12 protein-coding genes and 1 pseudogene are annotated in these 19,278 nt (G+C 64.3%); 8 read left to right on the top strand and 5 right to left on the bottom strand.

Annotation, left to right across the window (positions count from 1 at the left end; translation table 11 throughout):
- Positions 1–48 precede the first annotated feature (48 nt).
- Positions 49–987 carry a GlxA family transcriptional regulator gene (locus GA0061099_RS16755; protein WP_074447899.1) on the bottom strand — a complete coding sequence of 313 codons (939 nt, stop codon included), beginning with the start codon at positions 985–987 and terminating at the stop codon, positions 49–51.
- Between the two features lie 117 nt (positions 988–1,104).
- Here GA0061099_RS16755 and GA0061099_RS16750 point away from each other — a divergent pair, with 117 nt between their 5' ends.
- Positions 1,105–1,791, top strand: a complete 687-nt coding sequence (locus GA0061099_RS16750; RefSeq protein WP_036022874.1) for a DJ-1/PfpI family protein — start codon at positions 1,105–1,107, stop codon at positions 1,789–1,791.
- Between the two features lie 422 nt (positions 1,792–2,213).
- Here GA0061099_RS16750 and GA0061099_RS16745 read toward each other — a convergent pair whose 3' ends face one another.
- Positions 2,214–2,621 carry an NADH:ubiquinone oxidoreductase subunit NDUFA12 gene (locus tag GA0061099_RS16745; RefSeq protein WP_036022873.1) on the bottom strand — a complete coding sequence of 136 codons (408 nt, stop codon included), beginning with the start codon at positions 2,619–2,621 and terminating at the stop codon, positions 2,214–2,216.
- A 242-nt stretch (positions 2,622–2,863) separates the two neighbouring features.
- On the opposite strand from GA0061099_RS16745, the gene GA0061099_RS16740 reads away from it, so the two are divergent.
- From GA0061099_RS16740 to GA0061099_RS16730, 3 genes are all read left to right on the top strand, one after another.
- The gene (locus GA0061099_RS16740) at positions 2,864–3,577 is read left to right on the top strand and encodes a BA14K family protein (RefSeq protein WP_036022872.1); all 714 of its coding nucleotides are present in this window, start codon (positions 2,864–2,866) and stop codon (positions 3,575–3,577) included.
- A gap of 238 nt (positions 3,578–3,815) precedes the next feature.
- Positions 3,816–4,238: a response regulator gene (locus tag GA0061099_RS16735; protein WP_036022871.1), complete on the top strand. Its 423-nt coding sequence runs from the start codon at positions 3,816–3,818 to the stop codon at positions 4,236–4,238.
- Positions 4,235–6,493: a CHASE3 domain-containing protein gene (locus GA0061099_RS16730; RefSeq protein ID WP_036022870.1), complete on the top strand. Its 2,259-nt coding sequence runs from the start codon at positions 4,235–4,237 to the stop codon at positions 6,491–6,493. Before GA0061099_RS16735 ends, GA0061099_RS16730 begins: the two co-directional genes overlap by 4 nt.
- Positions 6,494–6,514: 21 nt before the next feature.
- On the opposite strand, the gene GA0061099_RS16725 is transcribed toward GA0061099_RS16730, so the two are convergent.
- Positions 6,515–7,795, bottom strand: coding sequence for a malonyl-CoA decarboxylase domain-containing protein (locus GA0061099_RS16725; RefSeq protein ID WP_083235118.1), 1,281 nt, complete (start codon positions 7,793–7,795; stop codon positions 6,515–6,517).
- Between the two features lie 12 nt (positions 7,796–7,807).
- Positions 7,808–9,453, bottom strand: a pseudogene (gene mdcA / locus GA0061099_RS16720) (malonate decarboxylase subunit alpha).
- Between the two features lie 111 nt (positions 9,454–9,564).
- Between mdcA and GA0061099_RS16715 the strand changes: the two are divergent.
- The 3 genes from GA0061099_RS16715 to GA0061099_RS16705 all read left to right on the top strand — a co-directional run bounded on the left by GA0061099_RS16715 (position 9,565) and on the right by GA0061099_RS16705 (position 13,786).
- Complete coding sequence (locus GA0061099_RS16715; RefSeq protein ID WP_036000125.1) at positions 9,565–10,425, top strand: LysR substrate-binding domain-containing protein; 861 nt, start codon at positions 9,565–9,567, stop codon at positions 10,423–10,425.
- A gap of 581 nt (positions 10,426–11,006) precedes the next feature.
- Positions 11,007–11,978 carry an ABC transporter substrate-binding protein gene (locus GA0061099_RS16710; protein WP_036022868.1) on the top strand — a complete coding sequence of 324 codons (972 nt, stop codon included), beginning with the start codon at positions 11,007–11,009 and terminating at the stop codon, positions 11,976–11,978.
- A gap of 8 nt (positions 11,979–11,986) precedes the next feature.
- Complete coding sequence (locus GA0061099_RS16705; RefSeq protein WP_050995873.1) at positions 11,987–13,786, top strand: cache domain-containing protein; 1,800 nt, start codon at positions 11,987–11,989, stop codon at positions 13,784–13,786.
- Positions 13,787–13,805: 19 nt separating this feature from the next.
- Here GA0061099_RS16705 and GA0061099_RS16700 read toward each other — a convergent pair whose 3' ends face one another.
- The gene (locus GA0061099_RS16700) at positions 13,806–14,705 is read right to left on the bottom strand and encodes a DMT family transporter (RefSeq protein WP_074447898.1); all 900 of its coding nucleotides are present in this window, start codon (positions 14,703–14,705) and stop codon (positions 13,806–13,808) included.
- A gap of 769 nt (positions 14,706–15,474) precedes the next feature.
- On the opposite strand from GA0061099_RS16700, the gene GA0061099_RS16695 reads away from it, so the two are divergent.
- Positions 15,475–19,245 carry a vitamin B12-dependent ribonucleotide reductase gene (locus GA0061099_RS16695; protein WP_036022863.1) on the top strand — a complete coding sequence of 1,257 codons (3,771 nt, stop codon included), beginning with the start codon at positions 15,475–15,477 and terminating at the stop codon, positions 19,243–19,245.
- Positions 19,246–19,278: the final 33 nt, after the last annotated feature.

Below are 19,278 nucleotides of genomic sequence, written 5' to 3'. Positions count from 1 at the left end.
GCCCGACTTCGCCGTTCCGCAGGGCTCGCCAAGGTCAAGAGAAACGTCCTACCCCGCCCGCGCCGCGCGCCGCAGCGCCTGCGGCGGCTGGCCATAGGCGCGGATGAAGGCACGCCGCATGCGCTCGGGGTCGCGGAAGCCGGTCACCTCCGCCACGCGCTCGATCGCCTCGCGCGAGGACTGCACGCGCTCGCGCGCGACTTCGAGCCTGAGCCGCTCGATCGCCTTGGACGGCGTCGTGCCGGTCTCGGCGGCGAAGGCGCGGGCAAAATGCCGTGCACTCATGCCGGCGCGATCGGCGAGATCCTCCACGGTCAGCGGCGCATCGAGATTTTCGCGTGCCCAGGACAATAGCGTGCCGAAGCGTCCGTTCGGCGCCTTCAATTCCAGCAGCGACGAGAACTGCGACTGGCCGCCGCTGCGGCGATGGTACAGAACGAGCTGCCGCGCGGTTGCCTGCGCGATCTCCTCGCCGTGGTCCTCGGTGACCATAGCCAGCGCGAGGTCGATCCCTGCGGTGATACCTGCGGAGGTCCACACATTGCCGTCGCGGGTGAAAATCTGGTCCGGCTCGAACTTCACCTTGGGAAAGCGCGCGATGAAATCGCGCGTCCGTCCCCAATGCGTGGTGGCGCGGCGGCCGTCGAGAAGCCCCGCCTCGGCGAGCACGAAGGCGCCCGAGCAGACGCTCGCGACCCGCACGCCGCGCCTTGCAAGCCGCTGCACGAAGGCCCGCGTGATCTGACAGCGCCCAGCTTCCGCGACGCCCATGCCGCCGGCGACGACGAGCGTCGTGATCGCGTTCGCGGTCTTGAAGTCGCGCGCCATCATCTCGACGCCCGACGAGCTGCGCACCAGCCCCGGCTTGGCGGCCAGCACGCGGATGGCTGGCGCCTTGCCGAGGCAGCGCGCTGCGATCTCGAACGCCGAGATCGGACCTGCCGCATCGAGCAGCTGGAAGTCCGGGAAGATCAGGATGCCGATCATGGGCTAGGCCTGGCATGTTCGAACGTTGGCATGTCCGAAAGCGAGGGAATTATGCCATTTCTGACTTGAGGGCACCATGCCATTCTGCCGGCGTCAAGCGCATTATCGGAGGCTCCCATGTCGTCACCGCTCCAGATCGGAATCCTGGTATTTCCGCGCGTCACCCAGCTCGACTTCACCGGCCCCTTGCAGGTGTTCGCCATGGTCCCGGACGCAAAGCTGCACCTGATCTGGAAGCGGATCGAGCCGGTGCCGAGCGATTCCGTCCTGACGCTGACGCCGACCACGACCTTTGCGGATTGCCCCCAGCTCGATGTCATCTGCGTGCCGGGCGGCCAGGGCACCAACGACCTTCTCAACGACGAGGACGTACTGGAATTCCTGCGCAAGCAGGCGGCAGGCGCCAAGTACGTCACCTCGGTCTGCACAGGATCGCTGGCCCTCGGCGCTGCCGGCCTCCTGAAGGGCTACCGCGCCGCCACCCATTGGAGCGCAATGGAGATGCTCGCGCAGTTCGGCGCGACACCGACGAAGACCCGCGTCTGCGTCGATCGCAACCGCATCACCGGCGGCGGCGTCACCGCTGGCATCGATTTCGCGCTGACGCTGGTCTCGATCTTGGTCGATCGCACCATGGCCGAAGCGATCCAGCTGCAGATGGAATACAATCCAGCCCCGCCGTTCAATGCGGGCTCACCCGACACCGCGCCAGCCGAAGTGCTGGCGCTGCTGAGGGAGCGCGGCGCGCAGAACCATGCACGGCGGCTCGAGGCGGTGCAGCGCGCGGCCGAGCGGGTGGCGTAAAGGATCGGGCTTGCTCTTGTACCCCGGACGCAGCGCAGCGTTTCACGCTGCAGCGCGTCCGGGACACGCGAGGCGAACAACGACAGAAAAAGGCCGCTCGGTTTCCCAAGCGGCCTTTCCTGTCTCACGGTGGCTGCACATTCACATCGGGCGATGTCGGAGCTTCCAGACCGGGGGCCTATCTCCCGATCGAGTCCTTCCTCGGCGGCCGCTGCATCTCGGGACAGTCGCGAACTGTTGCCCGAACCGAACGCGATGGTCTCCCATCTCCGTAAGATGGGATCATTGAGCCGCATCGCCCGCCTCGCGGCAACACCTGCGCAGGCGGCATCCCCGCTGTTCCCGTTGTCCACAGCGGCGCGGCGCGGATGCATGTGCATCCGCTTTGGACGATGGTGATTCGTGGGTCGGCCGAAAGGGGCTTAGCCGGGCGTCCAGGGCTGATAGTCGCCGGTCGCCTTGGGACGCCTGCCGCTGGCGAGCGTCGAGCCGGAGGGCCGATAGGCCTTCGCTGTGCCGGTGAGGTTCGGCTGGTGCGGCTTCTCCCACTCGCGCGGCTGATAATCGATTTCGGTCGGCGGCTTGTCGACGACGTGGTGAATCCAGCCATGCCAGGACGGTGGAATCCGGCTCGCTTCCGCGTAGCCGTTATAGATCACCCAGCGCCGCTCGAAGCCGAGCGCCGGATCGATCGCCCCGCCCCGCGTGCGGTAGTAACGGTTGCCCTGCTCGTCCTCCCCGACCAGCTCGCCATACCGCTTGGTCCAGAGCTGGGTGCCAAAGGTCTGGCCATTCCACCAGGTGAAGAACTTGAGGAAGAATTGTTTCATGCGGCAAGGGCCCTGCTTCGTGGGGTCCTGATGCCATCCGGGGGGCGAAATGTCCAGTTCGGCAGGCGCGTCGGCGCCCCCGCAAATCCGCCTGCCGCGCGCGCCCCTGCCGCAAAGCGGACGCGATTCATTCATGCGCGGTACAGCGGCGGGACCTGAGGCTCCATGCGCGCGCAAACCGGCGTGATCCCAGGAACCCCCGCGCTTTCTCAGGGTTGCTTTCCGGGAAAAGGAGTTTCACCATGAACAGTCTGAAATTGTTGAGTGCCGCTGCGACGGTGGCGTTGGTTCTTCCCTTGGCGAGCCCGAGCTTTGCGCAGCAGAGTCGTGCCGCCGCGGTCGGAGCGGGCGGTGGTGCCGCGATCGGTGGCGGAGGTGCCGCGGTCGCTGGCGGAGGCGGCGGCTTCGGTGGCGGCGCCCGCATGGGCGGCGGCGGCGCCGCGTTCCAGGGCGGTGGCGGCGGTTTCGGGGGCGGAGCGGCGATGCGCCCGGGCGGTGGCAATTTCGCAGCCGGTGGCGCGGTCCGTCCGGGCGGCGGCAGTTTCGTCGGGGGCGCGGCAGACCGTGCCGCTATCTCGCCGAGCTTCAGTGGGACCCGTAGCGCTGCAGTTGCGGGCAACTGGCAGGGCGGCAGCGGCAATTGGCAGGTCGGCAGCGGCAACTGGAGCGGTCGTCACTGGCACGGTCGCCACCACCATCATCATCGCCACGGCGGCTTCTGGCCGGGCTTTGCGGCTGGCGCCGCGATCGGCGGCCTCGGCTCCTACGCCTATTACGGCAGCGGCTACGGCTATTACGATGATCCCTACTACTACGGCTACTATGACGAGCCGTCGGTTGCCGTAGTGCAGGATGGCGGCGGCGACGCCGCTTATTGCGCGCGGCGCTTCAAATCTTACGACCCGGCCTCGGGCACCTATCTCGGCTACGACGGCCGGCGGCATCCTTGCCCGTAAGCAGATCGCGAAGACTAGAGGCGAAAGGCGTCGCAGCAATGCGGCGCCTTTTTTGCAATCGGCGCCTTCCTCGCTCCTTTCGGCTCCATCACCCTCGCAGATAAATACAAATCGATGCAAATGGACCTTTATGCACCAAACCGTGCATATCCTGCGCGATCCAATCGCAAATTGACCGGAGCCACGATTCGCGGATATCACAAATCACAGTGGGGACTTCGATCTTCTGGGAAGTGTCATGCCGCGTATTCTCGTGGTTGATGACGATCCGATGGTCGGCGCGACCATCGAGGTCCTCCTCCAACGTCAGGGCTTCGACGTCACGCTGACCGACGGCGGCGAAACAGGACTGGCTGCGCTGGAATCGCAAGCCTTCGACGTCATGCTGGTCGACATCTTCATGCCGCATATGCGCGGCTTCGAATCCATCCGTATCTTTCACGAGCGCGCCCCTGCCACGCCGCTGATCGCGATGTCAGGCTATGCCTTCGCCTCGTCCGCCTCGCCCTCTCCCGATTTTCTCCGCATGGCGCTTGAGCTCGGCGCAACGCGCTGCCTGCGCAAGCCGTTCACGCCGGAAGCGCTGCTGACCACGATCCGGGAATGCCTTGCCGGCGCGGGCGAGAGCGCGCCGCCGAAGGACCAGAAAGAAGCCCCTTGATTCCAACGCAGCGCGTCATTCTCGGTGTTGGACTTGCCATCCTCCTGATCATCACCGCGGCCTCGATCGCCCTCGACGTCAAGTCGCGGTCCGACGCGGCGTCGGTGAACCACACCGTCCAGGTGCAAAAGAAGATCTCCGATCTGCGCGTGCTGCTGCGCCGGGCCGAGAGCGCCGCGCGCGGCTACGAGCTCTATCGCAGCCAGGGCTTCAGCGACGAGTTCCAGGCGGTGCACGCCAAGCTCGCGCCGGCCCTCGCCGAGCTCAAGCGCGACGTGCGCGACACCCCCGATCAGGTCGCCCTGCTTGAGGGCACCGAGCCGCTGGCGCTGCGCCGGATCGAGATCGCCGCCACCGCGATGCGCCTGCGGGCCGCCAACGACCAGGCCGGCATTGCCGCGCTCAACAGCAAGGCCGAGGGCCGTGGCCTCATGGACACGGTGATGCGCAATCTCGACCGCCTGAGCGCGGAGGAAGAACGCCTGCTCGCCGCCCGCTCCCAGGATTCGCGCCGCACCGGCATCGTGCTGCTCGGCATCGACGTCGCCGGCGCCGTGCTGATCCTGCTCCTGGTCGCATTGGTGATGCGCGAAAGCCGCCGCACGACGGGTGAGCTCCAGAGCTCGCTCGAGCAGACCCAAGCCGCCAAGGCGGCGCTCGAGGCGGCGGTGGCCGAACGCACCGAGCACCTCGTCGCCGCGCATGACGAATTGCGCCTGTCGGTCAACGTGCTCCAGAGCACGTTTCGCAGCATGGCGGAGGCGGTGCTGGTCATCGACGCCGAGGGCACCGTGCTGCTGTCCAATCCGGCCGCCGAGCGCATGCTGCTGCATCGCACCGGCATGAACGTCGGCAATCTGCGCGCGCTGTCCGACGTGTTTCACGGCGACGGCGTCACGCCGCTTCCGGCCGACGAGCTGCCATCGACGCGCGTGCTGCGCGGCGAGCAGTTCGAAGAGCTGGAGATGATCGTCCGCCCGCACAGCGGCAACCCGCCGCGCCATCTCATGGTCAGCGGCCGGCCGATGCGGGACGGGCAAGGCAACATTTCCGGCGCGGTGCTGGTCTATCACGATGCGACGACCTCGCGCGAGACCGAGCGGCAGTTGCACCAGTCGCAGAAGCTGGATGCGATCGGCAAGCTGACCGGCGGCGTCGCGCACGACTTCAACAACATGCTCACGGTCATCTCCGGCAACACCGAGACGCTGGTGGAGCGCCTGAAGGACCAGCCCGAGCTGCAGCGCACGGCCCGGCTGATCGACGATGCCGCCGAACGCTGCGCCGAGCTGATCCAGCACCTCTTGGCATTCGCGCGCCGGCAGCCGCTCGAGCCGCGCAACGTCGACATCAACGCCGCGATCTCGGACATCGCAAAGCTTCTGCGCCCCACCCTCGGCGAGCAGATCCAGATCGAGACTGTGCTGGAGCAGGGGCCGATGACGACGCATATCGATCCGTCCAGGCTCACCAACGCCGTGCTCAACATGGCGATCAACGCCCGCGACGCCATGCCGGGCGGCGGCAAGCTGCTGCTGGAAACCCACCGCGTCGTGCTCGACGAAGCCTATGCGCAGGCCAATGCCGACGTGGCAGCGGGCCCCTACAACATGCTCGCGGTCAGCGATACCGGCACCGGCATGCCCTCTGACGTGCAGCAGAAGGCGTTCGAGCCCTTCTTCACCACCAAGGAGGTCGGCAAGGGATCCGGCCTCGGCCTCTCCATGGTCTACGGCTTCGTCAAGCAATCCGGCGGCCACATCAAGATCTACAGCGAGGAAGGCCACGGCACCACGATCAAGCTCTACCTGCCGCCGGGCGAAGGCGCAGCGGACATCGCAACCGGCGTCACGCCGACGGCCGAAGGCGGCGCCGAGACCATTTTCGTGGTCGAGGACGATCCGCTGGTCCGCAACTTCGTCACCGCGCAGCTCCAGAGCCTTGGCTACAAGACGATCGCCGCGTCTGACGGCAAGGCGGCGCTGGACCTGATTGAGGCCGGGCAGAGCTTCGACCTGCTGTTCACCGACGTCGTCATCCCCGGCGGCATGAGCGGCCGCGAGCTCGCCGACGAGGTGGCGAGGCGCCGGCCGGGCGTGAAGGTGCTCTACACCTCCGGCTACACCGACAACGCCATCGTCCATCACGGCAAGCTCGACGACGGCGTGCTGCTGCTGACCAAGCCCTATCGGCGCAACCAGCTCGCCGAGATGATCCGCAAGGCGCTGAACGGCGGCGGGATGGCGCCGAGCTAGCGCAACGAACTTGATCGCGGCTCAGTCGGTGATGTGCAGTAGAGCATCGACATCAGGCGAACGGACGATAGTGCCGTCGCGTACAAATGCTTCGTGATTGGTCTCAATGGTGTTGTGGTCATAAAGATAGTTGACCATGATCCCGAAGGATTCTTGAATCGCACGCAGAGCGGTATTGCCGAGCCAATTGATGCGTTCGAGCCGTGCGCCGTTGCCGAGGTGAAAACGCGCCACGGGGTCGATGCGTATCGAGGGCTTCCGTGTCAGATAGCTAGCGCAGAGCCGCAGCAAGGGCACGCGCAGCTTCTCGCTCTGCGCCGGGTCATTCCACCAGCTATCGCTCTCCAGTTGCGATAACAGCGCCGCATCGGGATCACTTGCATTTGCAAGCCGATTAGCGAGCCATTGCCGAAATCCCGGTACCGTAGATAGGGTGGAAAAACGCTTCAGCTGCGGAAACTCCGACTGCAGCTCTTCAACGACCTGCTTGATCAGGAAATTGCCGAACGCCACGCCGCGCAGGCCGTCCTGACAATTGGAGATCGAGTAGAAGATCGCGGTGTCGGCGCGCGCGGCGCGCTGCTGCGCGATGGCTTCACCGTCGTCCTGCGACAACAACGGCTGCACGGCCGTGGCCAGTCCTTCCACCAAAGCAACCTCGACGAAAATCAGTGGCTCGCCTGGAAGTGCGGGATGAAAGAAGCCAAAGCAGCGCCGATCGGGTGCAAGGCGCCGGCGCAGGTCGTCCCAGCCCTTGATTTCGTGCACGGCTTCGTAGGCGATCAGCTTTTCCAGCACCGCGGCCGGTGTCTGCCAGTCGATGCGCCGCAACTCGATGAAGCCGCGGTTGAACCATGAGGCGAACAAATGCTTGAGATCCGCGTCGAGCAACTTCAGTTCGGGGTCAGTGCGCATGTATGAAGCAATTTCGCTGCGAATCGCGATCAGCGCGCTGATCCCGCCGGGTGCCATGTTGATTCGCCGCAGCAGTTCCTGGCGCGGCGGCTCGGCAGCACGCGCGAGTGCGGCCGCGGCTTCTGCGGTGCCTTCGGCGAGGTAACGCTGCGCCGCCGCGCGCAAAGCCGGACCGTGAGGATGGAATTCCGTGGCGAGATAGCGCTGAAAGCAGCGGCGATCGTTGTCGTCGAGTGCACCAAGCATCTCGCGCAATTGCCGCGCGACCAGCGCTCCTGAGGCCTGGCTGCGCTCGGAGAGCAGCGATGCTGCGAGCTGCTTCGCGCGATCGAGGAGCGGCATTGTCGTGCTGGATGGATCGTTGAAAGTTTGGCGGATTGCGGACATGACTATTCCTCCTCAAGCTTGGGCGGTGACGGCGCGGCGGAACTTGGCCGGTGGCGCGTAGAGTCCGCTCGAGGCGGCCACGAGGTCATCGATCGTCTTGGCGGCGAGCAGATCGCAGTCGCCGTGCCGACGTCGATGCCAAGGTCTGCCGGAAACATCACGATGCCGCGACGGCGGAGGCTCTCGGTTGTGTCAGGCGATTGGCGCTTGCCAAATTCGGTGTCGCCGGCGATCGCGCGCAATGCCGCCTCGCGATCTTGCGGTGATCGGCAGCGCAACAGGTTCGCCACGGCCTTCTCGGTGATGACATGGCTCACGTCGTCGCCATAGATCATCACCGGCGGCAATGCGAAGCCGGCGGAGGCGGCCAGATCGAACGCGTCCAGACGCTCGACAAAACTGGGCGTACCGTTTGGCTGATGGGTCTGCACCATCTGCACCACAAGCTTGCGCCCGCGTAAGGGATCGCCTGCTTCCTGACCGGCGCGAAGCCAGGTGGGACTGTCGTGGCGACGACCGCGTGCATCCGCGCCCATGTTCGGCGCACCGCCGAAGCCTGCGATCCGGTCTTTGGTGGCCGTCGAACTGTTGCCTCGCGCGTCGATTTGCAGCGTGGCGCCAACAAACATGTCGCAGGCATATTGTCCGGCGACCTGCGCCAGTGCCCGGTTCGACCGCAGGCTGCCGTCGGCGCCGATCGGGAATATATCGGCGTGCTTTGCGACGTAGCGCTCCATACCGAGCTCGGAGCCGAAGCAATAGACGCCGTCGACGAAGCCGGCTTCGATCGCCGGGATTAGGGTCGGGTGCGGGTTGAGCACGAATTGGCTCGCGATCTTGCCCTTCAGGCCACGCCGGGCGGCAAATGTCGGGAGGATCAGCTCGATCGCCGCGGTGGCGTAACCGATGCCGTGGTTGAGCCGCTGGACCTCAAATGGCTCATAGACCGCAGCAATCGCCATCATCGCCATCAGCACGTTCTCGTCCCTTACCTTGGCGGGGTCGCGCGTGAACAGAGGCTCGATCGCGTAAGGCTTTGGGCTCGGTATGACGAAATCCACCCAGTCGCCGGGGACGTCTACTCGCGGCAACCGGTCAACGATCTCGTTGACTTGCGCCACGACAATGCCGCCGCGAAAGGCCGCGGATTCGGCGATGGTCGGCGTGTCTTCGGTGTTGGGACCGGTGTAGAGATTGCCGTTGCGGTCGGCCTTGTCGGCGACGATCAGCGCCACGTGCGGCGTCAGGTCCACCAACATCCGAGCATAGAGCTCGAGATAGGTATGGATTGCGCCGATCTTCACCGTGCCGCTGCCGACCAGTTCGGCGAGCTTGCGGCTCTGCGGACCTGCGAAGGCAAAATCGAGCCGATTGGCGACACCGCGCTCGAACACGGCGAGATGATCGGGCAGCGCCAGCACCGACTGCACCATGTGCAGATCGTGAATCTGCGCCGGATCCACGCTCGTCAGGGCGGCGGCAAGAAAATCGGCCTGCTTCTGATTGTCGCCCTCGATGGCAACGCGGTCGCCCGGCTCGATGATCGCTTCGAGCAACTCGGTCGCGCGCTCGGCAGGGCAGAGCTTTTCAGAGCAGATCGTGGCGGCCCGAGCTAGCCTCGCGGAGCGATCCGCTCCCGGTCGTGATGTGGCGTGCATGATGAACCTCCTTCGCTCGACGCTGTCTTCGATGCAGAAGTTAGGTGACCAGTATTGATTATAGAAACGATATTTTGTAATATGATTGATCATGAATTTGGATCAATCGGCATGCTGGAATTCGAGCTTTTGCGTTCCTTTGTTGCCGTCGCGGATTGCGGCGGCTTCCACCGCGCCGCCGAACGGCTCAATCTGACGCAGTCGACCATCAGCCAGCAGGTCAAGCGATTGGAGCTTGAAACCAAACGTCCGCTGTTCCGGCGCACGACCCGCAGCGTCGCGCTGACCGACGATGGAGAGATGCTGCTGGGTGACGCCCGTCGTCTGTTGCAACTCGAGGAGGCGGCCCGCCATCGCCTGTCAGCGCCGCGCTTGTCAGGAGCCGTGCGTCTTGGAGTGGTCGAGGAAGTCGCCGGCGGCTCGCTGCCATCGGCGCTGGGACGCTTCGCCATGTTGCACGCGAGCGTGAAGCTCGAGGTGCAGATCGGCGTTAGTGCGGAATTGATCGAGCAGTTGAACAAGGGACGACTCGACGTCGTGTTCGCTAAGCGTCCGCTCGGTACGTCGCGTGGGCGCCTGGTCTGGCGCGAACCCATGGTCTGGGCCGCCGCCGACGCGTTTGATCTGGTTCCGGGCGCGGTGCTGCCGCTGGCGCTCTATCGCGAGCGGTCAGTATCGCGTGAGGCAGCGCTCGCCGCGCTAAATGACAGCGAACTGACGTGGGAGATCATCTATACCAGCCCCAGCCTGACAGGTGTGCGCGCGGCGGCGCTCGCTGGTCTCGCCATCACGCCGCTTCCCGCGAGCGCGGTCATTGCAGGTTTGCGCATTCTGGGATCGCAAGAGGGGCTGCCGCGCCTTCCTGACCTTGAGTTCGCAATCTATGAGAAAGCCCGGCCCGAAAAGGCCGCGGCGGCGCTGGCCGCAGCGCTTCTGGCACTTGGGCAATCGCCAGCGCGCCCGACGATTTAGCGCCATATGTTCCGTTGCGGGTCCAAACCCCAGGGTACAGATTGGTTCATCTCGCAATGATGAGGATCCGTCAGGCGGTATTGAGCGCATCGGTGTCATGACGGCTCTGGGTCACAAGCAGTGATGCTCTGGCAGATCAGAATATCTCCGCTCGTCCCTCAGGAGCGAACATTGCCTTTATGAGCCCCTAGCCCGTATGAGTACACGCGCTAGCCCGTGAGTTGCCGAAGGCGCTGAAGTCACCCAATCTATGAGGTCGTGGGCACTGGCTCAGGATGTGAGTTCCAACTGTCCTTTTGAGACGCCATAGCTAGCCCGGATCCGCGCTGGAGGTGTTCGGACACCGCGCGATGCAACGCGTAAGGCCGTTTTGGTCTTAACCGGGCCGGTCTCAAGTAAAAATCAAGCGCATCTCAAGGACAAATCGTCTCGCCAGCCCAGTCTCTGAGCATGCTCACGAGGACAAATGTCGGAGCCGGTGGCGCGACAGTCCGCTTGCGGAGCGCAACAGTCATCAGACGCACAGCTAGGATCTTGGTCTGCGGCCGGAACTGCAAGGCCCAGCTTCGACAGGTGCTCGCATGAAAAGACGAGAGTTCATCTTTTTGATTGGTGGGGGGTTGGCCTGGCCTGCGATCGCACGGGCGCAGGGCGGAGCCAAGCTGCATCGAATCTTCTGGGTCTCGACTGAGTCCGAACCGGATCCCTTCCTGGACGGCTTTCGCGATGGAATGCGCGCCCTGGGATATGTCGAAGGCAAGACCGTAACCTTCGAGACGCATTATGCCCCTGGAAATCCGCAGGCACTGCGGAAGATCGTCTCCGAGCTGCAGCGAGGGGATGTCGACCTTGTGGTCTCGAGCGGTCCGGCGACACGCGGCATGACTGCAATCACCGACATCCCAGTGCTGTTTGCATTGAGCGGCGACCCCGTCGCTTTGGGTGTGGTGAAGAGCCTTGCTCACCCCGGCACCAATTTCACCGGCAGCACATTCCTGTCGCTCGAGCTGGCAGGAAAGCGCGTTGAGCTGCTCAAGGACATTTATCCAAAGCTGCGAAAGCTGGCGGTCTTCTCGAACACGGATCATCCGGGAGAGCCGCTGGAATGGCGTGCGACGTTGGAGTCGTGCCGAAATCTTGGGATAGAGGCAGCCTACGTTCCGTTCTGCGGCGCGCGCGAAATCGAGAATGGGTTGATGGCTGCCGGCAAGGTGGACGCGGATGCTCTCCTCGTGTTTCCCGATGCTGTGACGCTGGTGCATCGTGCGAAGATTGCGGAGCTTGCAATCGCGCACCGGCTGCCTTCGATGTTTGGCTGGTCTGAATATTGTGACGCTGGAGGTCTCTTGAGTTACGGCGCAAACCAGCGCACGACCTATTTTCGGCTTGCCACTTATGCCGATCGCATCCTGCGCGGTGAATATCCGTCAGATCTTCCGGTGATGCGTCCCGAGAAGTTTGAACTGGCAATCAATATGAAGACAGCCAGGCTTCTGGGTATCAAGCTGGATGTGTCGTCGATCCTGTTTCGCGCCAGCAAGGTGATCTCCTGAGAGTAGCTATGAAGGACGGTGCTGCGCAGCCCTCTTCGTGTACGATGCCTCCGCGTCGCTCGCTGTTCTGCAAGTACTTCGCGACGTTGTTTGTCGCTGCGGTCGTGCCTCTGATACTCGGCGCGGCCGTCGAGGCTTCTTTCGGTTACCGAGACCAGCGTCGCCAGATCAGCGCGGTGCTGCAGGCCGATGCTCGCGCGGCGTCCGACAGGATCGAGGCGTTCACCGATGGCATGCGAGATCAGCTGGGTTGGATGGTGCAGCTTCCCTGGTCTGCCGGAGACGATGCGCAACATAAGATCGATGCCTTGCGTCTCCTCCAGCAGGTGCCTGCAATCGCTTCGGTTTCGCTTCTGGACGAGACCGGCACCGAACGGGTCTTTGTTTCCAGGCTGCTTCTGAACAGGACCGGGCGCGGCATCGATATGTCCGCGGATCCCGCTGTTCTGGGCGCACGCGGCAACAAAGTCTGGTACGGACCGGTTCAGTACCAGCAAGATTCAGAGCCCTATATGAGGATCGCGGTTGCCGGGAGCCTGCCGGCCGCAGGGGTTGCGATCGCCGAGGTCAATCTGAAGCTGATCTGGGATGTCATCGCAGCCATTAGAATCGGCGAGACCGGCTACGCCATTGTCGTCGATGATTCCGGTCATCTGATCGCACATCCCGATATCAGCCGGGTTCTGCGCGGCCGCGCCAGCTCCGGCAGTTTTGGCCGGATCAAGCATCTCGTTGGCGCGGCGAGCGGAGCGGCGGTGATAACCGGGGAGCGAGGCAACCCGGTGGTGGCGCTATCCGTTCAGGCCGCCGATGTGGGATGGACGGTGATCGCGATGCAGCCAACCGCGGAAGCCTTTGCATCAATTCGGGCGGCCTTGTGGCGCTCGTCAATTCTCATTGCCTTTGGTGTTCTTGTCGCGCTGGCGCTCGCCTATTGGCGCGCGCACAGAATGTCCGGTCCGATCAAGCAACTGGAAGAGGGCGTGGAGCGGATTAGAACCGGACAATTCGAGCATCGCATCAAAATCTTCAGCGGTGACGAGTTGCAGCAGCTGGCGTTGCGTTTCAATGAAATGGCTTCTGAACTGGCGATCTCGCAGCAGAAATCTGCGCGGATCGAACGGCTGAAGCAGTTCCTGCCATCACAGGTCGCCGAATTGGTCGAACATTCTCACGAACTGCTCGAAGGGCAGCGCCGTGAAGTGGCTGTCATTTTTGGCGACTTGCGCGGCTTCACGGCGTTCTCCACTCGCAATGAACCCGATGTCATCATGGCCGTCATGCGAGAGTACTACGAGGCCGTCGGCGCCGTGACGACTCGTCACGAGGCAACGCTCATCGGCTTTGATGGCGACGGAGTCATGCTGCTGGTCAATGCCCCGATCGCATGCGAACAGCCGGCAACTCAAGCGGTCCGCCTCGCGATCGACCTGCAAATGACGGTTCAGGCCCTTGCCGGCAAATGGTGTGACGCCGGCCACGGGATCGGCTTTGGTGTGGGCGTTGCCATGGGACCGGCAACGGTAGGAACGGTCGGTTACAACGGTCGGCTGGATTACACGGCGATGGGAGCCGTGGTGAATTTGGCGTCGCGGCTCTGTAATCTCGCAAAGGACGCGCAGATCCTGGCTGATCCCACGATCGCTGGAAGGGTAAGGGATAGCGTCCCGATGGCATCGCTCGGACAGCGGACCATCAAAGGCTACGACCAGGCTCTCGAGGTCTTTGCCGTCGCACCTGCTGACCTTCCGTCGAAACTGCCGGGCTTGGCACAACGGAGGCGAGAGAAAGAGGCTCAGGACCACTGATAACCCGGCGTCCGGACGGCTACCCCCGTGTCGCCAGCACCACCGCGGCCAGCGTAAACACCAGCCCCGCGATCTGCCCTGCCCCGAGCGGCTCGCCAAGCGCGACCGCCGAGGCCACGACGCCGATCACCGGCACCGCCATGGTGCCGATCGCGGCGACCGAGGCCGGCAGGCGCGCCAGTGCTGCGAACCAGCTGACATAGGCGATGCAGAACTGCCCGACGACCGAATAGACCAGCAGCCACCAGCCGAGCGGCGTCACATGCGACAAATGCGTGGTCTCGATCAGGAGGCCGACGATCGAGATCGGCAGGCAGCCGATCCCGATCTGCCAGGCTGCCGCCGCGAGCGGCGGCAGGTGAATCGGGTACTTCTTCGAGAGCACGGTGCCGAGGGCAAAGCCGAACGCGCCGACCAGCACCATGATGATGCCCGGCAGCTTCGAAGCGCTGGCGGCGATTCCGTTGCCGCCCAGGATCGAGGCAAGCCCTGCGAAAGCCAGCACCAGCCCAAGCGTGCGCAAGACCGTCGGCCGCTCCCCAAGCACCGGCCAGGCGAGGATCGAGGCCCAGACCGGCATCGTATAGGCGATCAGCGCCGCCTCGCTCGCCGGCAGCCAGAGCAGTGCCAGCCCCATCAGCACCATCCAGCAGGTGACGTTGAGCGCGGCCGAGGTGAGCAGGCGCGGCCAGATCACACCCTCCACGTACAGGCTTTGCCGGCGGATCACCGCAAGCAGCGCCAGCAGCAGCGCGCCGAGCACTCCGGTGACCCCGCGCAGCGTCAGAGGCGGCAGCTCGGCAAGTAGGAATTTCGTCACCGGCCAGTTGAAGCCCCAGCCGATCGAGGTGATCGCAAGGAACATCAGGCCGGCCGGGGCGATGCGCGGCCGCACGCCCGGCGTCGTCGAATCAAGCATGTCGGCTAGTCCGGCAAATCGGGCGGTCACCTTGGCCCGGATTCGCGGGTCCCACCACCGCTTTGGCGGGCATGCCTGCCCTCACCGTCCGTAGGGCTACGTGAGTCCTGCTGACGCAATCCCATTGCTCAAAAATATACCTGCCCTGTGAACAGCGGGATGAAGGCCCCGGTCATCACGGCATGCAAATTTTTTCAGTTGGGAATCCCTGAGGACTCACTGATACTTGGGTCCACGACAGGCGCGGCGAAGACCCCTGTTATCCCCCGCAATCCACCATATTTAGTATTTGATTCAGGAACTCGCACTAGTTCTTGACGGGCGCAACGGAGAGTCCTAGCTTTCGGTCCGTTCGGCGCGAGTGAGTTTGCGTCCCGCCGGCACTCCCCCAAAGGGTCTCGCAAATTTCAGCTCCGCCAGCCGGCCAAAGGCTGCGGATGAGGGCTTGTCTGCCCTCGGAATGAGAGGCTCTTCGGGGCGCCAGAACGGGCCGGCAACAGGCTCGGATGGCATCGATGACGAAGTGACGTTGTGGGGCGTTGAACGCATGTCGCGCACATCCCCTTGGGGGCGGATGGGTGTGGACATGCCGGCAGGATGATCGATGCGACGCATCGAGCTCGCGCCGGGAAAAAACAGGGCCGGATCCACCGGCTGAACTGCGGTGCCCCGAGGCCGAACGGCTGAAGGCGCCCGCGAGATGCAATGACGACCCGGCACGCCCACAACGAGGGGCGGGACCGGTCAAAGAAAAGGACGGGGCAAGACCATGCGGATTGAGCGGCGCCACACCACTTCGGGACAGTCACCTTATGCGGGTATCGAATTCCGCCTGACCACGTCGGAGATTCGCAATCCAGACGGCTCGGTCGTGTTCAAGCTCGAGAACGTCGAGGTCCCGGCCGAGTGGTCGCAGGTCGCCTCCGACGTGCTGGCGCAGAAGTACTTCCGCAAGGCCGGCGTTGCCGCGCGCCTGAAGAAGGTCGAAGAGGAATCCGTCCCCTCCTTCCTGTGGCGCTCCGTGCCCGACACCGAGGCCCTCGCCGCTCTCCCTGAGAAGGAGCGCTATGTCAGCGAGCTCAGCGCCAAGCAGGTGTTCGACCGCCTCGCCGGCTGCTGGACCTATTGGGGCTGGAAGGGCGGCTATTTCACGAGCGACGACGACGCCCAGGCGTTCTATGACGAGCTCCGCTACATGCTCGCCATGCAGATGGTCGCGCCGAACTCGCCGCAATGGTTCAACACCGGCCTGCACTGGGCCTATGGCATCGACGGCCCCGGCCAGGGCCATTATTACGTCGACCCCTTCACGGGCAAGCTGACCAAGTCCAAGTCGGCCTACGAGCATCCGCAGCCGCATGCCTGCTTCATCCAGGGCGTCGGCGACGACCTCGTCAACGAGGGCGGCATCATGGACCTCTGGGTCCGCGAAGCCCGCCTGTTCAAATACGGCTCCGGCACCGGCTCCAACTTCTCGCGCCTGCGCGGCGAAGGCGAAAAGCTCTCCGGCGGCGGCCGCTCCTCCGGGCTGATGAGCTTCCTCAAGATCGGCGACCGCGCTGCGGGCGCAATCAAGAGCGGCGGCACCACGCGCCGCGCCGCCAAGATGGTCGTCGTCGACGTCGATCACCCCGACATCGAGACCTATATCGACTGGAAGGTGAAGGAGGAGCAGAAGGTCGCCGCCCTCGTCACGGGCTCCAAGATCAACCAGAAGCACCTCAAGGCCGTGCTGAAGGCCTGCGTCAACTGCGAAGGCTCGGGCGACGATTGCTTCGACCCCGAGAAGAACCCTGCCCTGCGCCGCGAGATCAAGCTCGCGCGCCGCAGCCTGGTGCCCGACAATTACATCAAGCGCGTCATTCAGTTTGCCAAGCAAGGCTACAAGGACATCCAGTTCGACACCTACGACACCGACTGGGATAGCGAAGCCTATCTCACCGTTTCAGGCCAGAACTCCAACAACTCGGTCTCGCTGAAGGACGACTTCCTGCGCGCGGTCGAGACCGACGGCGATTGGAATCTCAACGCCCGCACCTCGAAGAAGGTGACGAAGACGCTGAAGGCGCGCGATCTCTGGGAGAAAATCGGCTACGCCGCCTGGGCCTCGGCCGATCCCGGCCTGCACTTCAATACCACGATGAACGACTGGCACACCTGCAAGGCGTCCGGCGACATCCGCGCGTCCAATCCGTGCTCGGAATACATGTTCCTGGACGACACGGCGTGCAACCTGGCTTCCGCGAACCTGCTGACGTTCTACAACACCGAGACCAAGCGCTTCGACGTCGAGGGCTATGAGCACCTCTGCCGGCTCTGGACCATCGTGCTGGAAATCTCCGTCATGATGGCGCAGTTCCCGTCGAAGGCGATCGCCGAGCTCTCCTACGAGTTCCGCACGCTCGGCCTCGGCTACGCCAATATCGGCGGCCTGCTGATGACCATGGGCCTGCCCTATGACAGCAAGGAAGGCCGCGCGCTCTGCGGCGCGCTGACCGCCGTCATGACCGGCATCACCTACAAGACCTCCGCGGAAATCGCTGCTGAACTGGGCACCTTCCCCGGCTACAAGAAGAACGCCGCGCACATGCTGCGCGTGATCCGCAACCACCGCCGCGCCGCGCATGGCCAGTCGAACGGCTATGAGGCGCTCAGCGTCAACCCGGTGCCGCTCGACCTCGTCTCCTGCCCGCAAGCCGACCTCGTCAGCCATGCCCAGGCAGCCTGGGATGCGGCGCTCGAGCTCGGCGAGAAGCACGGCTATCGCAACGCCCAGACCACGGTGATCGCGCCGACCGGCACGATCGGCCTTGTCATGGATTGCGACACCACCGGCATCGAGCCCGACTTCGCGCTGGTCAAGTTCAAGAAGCTCGCCGGCGGCGGCTACTTCAAGATCATCAACCGGGCGGTCCCCGCCGCGCTGCGCGCGCTCGGCTATCGCGAGAGCGAGATCGCGGAGATCGAAGCCTACGCCGTCGGCCACGGCTCGCTCGCGAATGCCCCCGGCATCAACGTCACCACGCTGAAGGCCAAGGGCTTCACCGATGAGGCGATCGCCAAGGTCGAGAAGGCCCTGCCGACCGCCTTCGACATCAAGTTTGCCTTCAACAAGTGGACCTTTGGCGAGGATTTCATCCGCGACCAGCTCGGCATCGGCGCCGAGGCGATCGCAGCCCCCGGCTTCGATCTGCTCCAGGCCGTCGGCTTCACCAAGCGCGAGATCGAGGCGGCCAACGTCCACATCTGCGGCGCGATGACGGTGGAAGGTGCCCCGCACCTCAAGGCCGAACACTATCCGGTGTTCGACTGCGCCAACCCCTGCGGCAAGATCGGCAAGCGTTATCTGTCGGTCGAGAGCCACATCCGCATGATGGCGGCGGCGCAGCCCTTCATCTCGGGCGCGATCTCCAAGACCATCAACATGCCGAACGACGCCACGGTGGAGGACTGCAAGTCCGCCTACATGCTGTCGTGGAAGCTCGCCTTGAAAGCCAACGCGCTCTATCGCGACGGCTCCAAGCTCAGCCAGCCGCTCAACTCGCAGCTCATCAGCGACGATGAGGACGAGGACGATGCGGTCGAGCTGCTGCATGAAAAGCCGATGGCGGCGCGCGCCACGCATGTGGCCGAAAAGGTCGTCGAGAAGCTGGTCGAGCGCATCGTCGTGATGCGCGAGCGCGAGAAGATGCCGGATCGCCGCAAGGGCTACACCCAGAAGGCGGTCGTCGGCGGACATAAGGTGTATCTGCGCACCGGCGAATACGATGACGGCCGTCTCGGCGAGATCTTCATCGACATGCACAAGGAAGGCGCAGCGCTGCGCTCCTTCATCAACAACTTCGCCATCGCGGTGTCGCTCGGCCTGCAATACGGCGTGCCGCTCGACGAATATGTCGACGCCTTCACCTTCACCCGCTTCGAGCCGGCGGGCCCCGTGCAGGGCAACGACAGCATCAAGTACGCGACCTCGATCCTCGACTACGTCTTCCGCGAGCTCGCGGTGAGCTATCTCAGCCGCTTCGACCTCGCCCACGTCGATCCCAACGAGACGGGCTTTGACGCGCTCGGCAAGGGCGTCGAGGAAGGCAAGGAGCCGGACGAGGACGGCGGCCACCACGCGACCAAGCTCGTCTCGCGCGGCCTCACCCGCTCGCGCACGGACAACCTGGTTGTGATGCGCGGCGGCTCGGCCGCGGTCAGCCAGGGGAACGACAGCGCGCCGTCAGGCGGCAGCCGGGTCACAGCGCTGGCCGCCCACGGCACCAGCGCGCGGGTCGGCGATGCCATCGAAGGCGCCGTCGCCCTGAAGCAGGAAGCTCAGCACGATCTGTCGCCGACGGAGAAGCTCGAGCAGCTGCAATGGAGCAAGGCCGGCACCGCCGCGACTGCAGCTCCGACAAAGGCCGAGCGTCGCGCAGAAGCGAAGGCCAAGGGCTACGAGGGCGAGATGTGCTCGGAGTGCGGCAACTTCACCCTGGTGCGGAATGGGACTTGTATGAAGTGCGATACTTGCGGCAGCACGACGGGGTGTTCGTAAGTAGCTAGAGAGCAGCAATCCATACCCGGGCTC

The organism is Bradyrhizobium yuanmingense (genome assembly GCF_900094575.1).
Lineage (GTDB): Bacteria > Pseudomonadota > Alphaproteobacteria > Rhizobiales > Xanthobacteraceae > Bradyrhizobium > Bradyrhizobium yuanmingense.
The sequence above is the reverse complement of the archived record's forward strand: the minus strand, read 5'-3'. Positions and strand labels throughout refer to the sequence as shown.

What these genes read in the sequence shown, in the direction of transcription:
- GA0061099_RS16740 (WP_036022872.1), top strand. Translation starts at nt 2,864, where the DNA reads ATGAACAGTCTGAAATTGTTGAGTGCCGCTGCGACGGTGGCGTTGGTT.
- GA0061099_RS16695 (WP_036022863.1), top strand. Translation starts at nt 15,475, where the DNA reads ATGCGGATTGAGCGGCGCCACACCACTTCGGGACAGTCACCTTATGCG.
- GA0061099_RS16735 (WP_036022871.1), top strand. Translation starts at nt 3,816, where the DNA reads ATGCCGCGTATTCTCGTGGTTGATGACGATCCGATGGTCGGCGCGACC.
- GA0061099_RS16725 (WP_083235118.1), bottom strand. Translation starts at nt 7,795, where the DNA reads ATGTCCGCAATCCGCCAAACTTTCAACGATCCATCCAGCACGACAATG.
- GA0061099_RS16745 (WP_036022873.1), bottom strand. Translation starts at nt 2,621, where the DNA reads ATGAAACAATTCTTCCTCAAGTTCTTCACCTGGTGGAATGGCCAGACC.
- GA0061099_RS16755 (WP_074447899.1), bottom strand. Translation starts at nt 987, where the DNA reads ATGATCGGCATCCTGATCTTCCCGGACTTCCAGCTGCTCGATGCGGCA.
- GA0061099_RS16705 (WP_050995873.1), top strand. Translation starts at nt 11,987, where the DNA reads ATGAAGGACGGTGCTGCGCAGCCCTCTTCGTGTACGATGCCTCCGCGT.
- GA0061099_RS16700 (WP_074447898.1), bottom strand. Translation starts at nt 14,705, where the DNA reads ATGCTTGATTCGACGACGCCGGGCGTGCGGCCGCGCATCGCCCCGGCC.
- GA0061099_RS16715 (WP_036000125.1), top strand. Translation starts at nt 9,565, where the DNA reads ATGCTGGAATTCGAGCTTTTGCGTTCCTTTGTTGCCGTCGCGGATTGC.
- GA0061099_RS16710 (WP_036022868.1), top strand. Translation starts at nt 11,007, where the DNA reads ATGAAAAGACGAGAGTTCATCTTTTTGATTGGTGGGGGGTTGGCCTGG.
- GA0061099_RS16750 (WP_036022874.1), top strand. Translation starts at nt 1,105, where the DNA reads ATGTCGTCACCGCTCCAGATCGGAATCCTGGTATTTCCGCGCGTCACC.